Raw genomic sequence first — 1,977 nt, forward strand, 5'->3', positions numbered from 1 at the left:
GCCAGCCACGGCTCGTCCCAGGTGCTCGACGCCGCCAGCGACCTGGCCCGGCAGGCCAGCGCCCTGCGCGGCGCCGTCGGCGATTTTTTGGCCAACGTCCGGGCCGCCTGACGACAAGGTCCCGGATCCACAAGGTCCGGGACCTTGTGCGGGTCCAGGGCGGAGCCCTGGTTCATCGGGGCTCCGCCCCGATACCCCGCCAAAGGGCTCGCCCTTTGGAAACCCGGGACTAAGCCTCGGCCAGGCCGAGCCCGAGCAGGCGGTTGGCGTTGCGCCAGAGGGCGGCGTCCAGAGCGTCCTCCGAGAGGCCCAGCGCGCGAAAATCCTCGACGCCCTGGCGCATCGCCCGGAACGGGAACGAGGAGCCGAACAGGAACTGGTCCTTCATGAAGCCGTTCGCCGCCTCCACGTAGAGGCCGCCGCCGGGGGCGAACGTGTACATGTCCGGGGAGACGAACACGTTCTCGTTGCGGAAGGCCACGGTCACCATCTCGGCGACGTGCGGGTAGAACCCGTGGCAGCACACGATCGGCAGCTTCGGGAAGGTCCGGGCGACCCGGTCCACCGCCAGGGGATCGTTGAGGCGCAGGTCCGGGGTGGTCGGGCCGGACATCACGAAGGCCGGGACCGCGAGTTTCTCGCACAGCTCGTAGAGCGGCATCAGCCGCTCGTCGTCGGCCCGCAGGCCCTCGCGGTAGAAGCCGGCATCGAGGTTGATCCCCTTGAAGCCGAGCTCGGTCACGGCGCGCTTGGCTTCCGCCACCGCGGCCTTGCGGCCGAGCTTCACCGGATCCACCGAGGCGATGCCGATCAGCCGCTTCGGATCGTGCCCGGCGGCCTGCGCCAGGGCGTCGTTCGAGACCCGGACCCCCGGCACCGAGCGGGCGACCATCACGGCGACGTCGATCCCGGCCCCGTCCATCTCGGCGCGGAAGCCCTCGATCGTGGCGCCGCGGGTGAAGTGCTCGACCTCGCGGCTGCCGACCCGGGCGTTCAGCCAGCGGGCGACGCCGAATTCCGGCGTGTCGGGCTCGGCGCCGAAGAACGTGTGCAGGAAGGTCGGCCGGCTGCGCATGTCCACGACGGGCATTTTTTGGGACTCCACGGTTGTGATGTGAGCGAGGTATGGGGCTGACCATCGATCGAATCGCGAGCGACGCAGGATCGATCGTTCAATCGGATCATGGATTCACAAGGTCGAGACCTTGTGCGGGTGCAGGGCGGAGCCCTGCAAGACGCGCCTGGAAGACTCGGCGGCTCCTCCGCTCAATGCGAGACGGCTTCGAGCACCTTGCCGCGGGTCTCGACCCCGAGGGTGAGGACCAGGAGGGCGGCGATCAGGAAGCCGCCCGCGCCGACCTGGAAGGCGGTGGCCGGGCCGTAATCGCGCACCAGCACCGGCACGATCATCGGCCCCAGGATGGCGCCGATCCGCCCGAAGGCCGAGGCGAAGCCGGCCCCCGTGGCCCGGGCCCGGGTCGGGTACAGTTCCGGCGTGTAGGCGTAGAGGCAGCTCCACATGCCGAACATGAAGAACTGCATCACGAAGCCCGCGACGAACAGCCAAGTGACCGTGACGCCGGCGACGGTCAGCACGGGCTCGCCGCCGGCATTGCCGTACAGCCAGGCCGCGGCGGCCGCGCAGGTCAGGAACAGCGCCGTGGTCGGCTTGCGGCCGATCCGCTCCAGCAGCACGGCCGCGGTGGCGAAGCCCGGGATGCCGCCCAGCGTGATCAGGGTCACGAAGCCCACCGAGCCGACGATCGAGAAGCCGCGCTCCTTGAGCAGCACCGCGATCCAGGAATTGAGCCCGAAGAAGCCGATCAGCGCGAAGAACCACAGCCCGAAGGCCATGACGGTGCGCATCCGGTAGGCCGGCGCGAACAGGGTCGCCACCGCGCTCGGCCGGGGGCCGGGAATCGGATCGGCGACCGCCTCCGCCACCGCGGCGGCGATCTGCGGGGTGACCGGGGGCAG

2 protein-coding genes are annotated in these 1,977 nt (G+C 70.3%); both read right to left on the reverse strand.

The window, feature by feature from the left end; all coding sequences use genetic code 11:
• Positions 1 to 229: 229 nt before the first annotated feature.
• On the reverse strand, positions 230 to 1,090 hold the full coding sequence (locus tag FV228_RS28110; protein WP_147857495.1) for an amidohydrolase family protein: 861 nt from the start codon (positions 1,088 to 1,090) through the stop codon (positions 230 to 232).
• A 176-nt stretch (positions 1,091 to 1,266) separates the two neighbouring features.
• Positions 1,267 to 1,977: MFS transporter (locus FV228_RS28115; protein ID WP_147857496.1), on the reverse strand; the 711-nt coding region annotated here is incomplete at its 5' end.

Origin of the sequence: Methylobacterium sp. WL18, from assembly GCF_008040015.1 — a bacterium.
Taxonomy (GTDB): domain Bacteria; phylum Pseudomonadota; class Alphaproteobacteria; order Rhizobiales; family Beijerinckiaceae; genus Methylobacterium; species Methylobacterium mesophilicum.

Coding starts and splice junctions, on each gene's coding strand:
- FV228_RS28110 (WP_147857495.1), bottom strand. CDS start 1,090: ATGCCCGTCGTGGACATGCGCAGCCGGCCGACCTTCCTGCACACGTTC.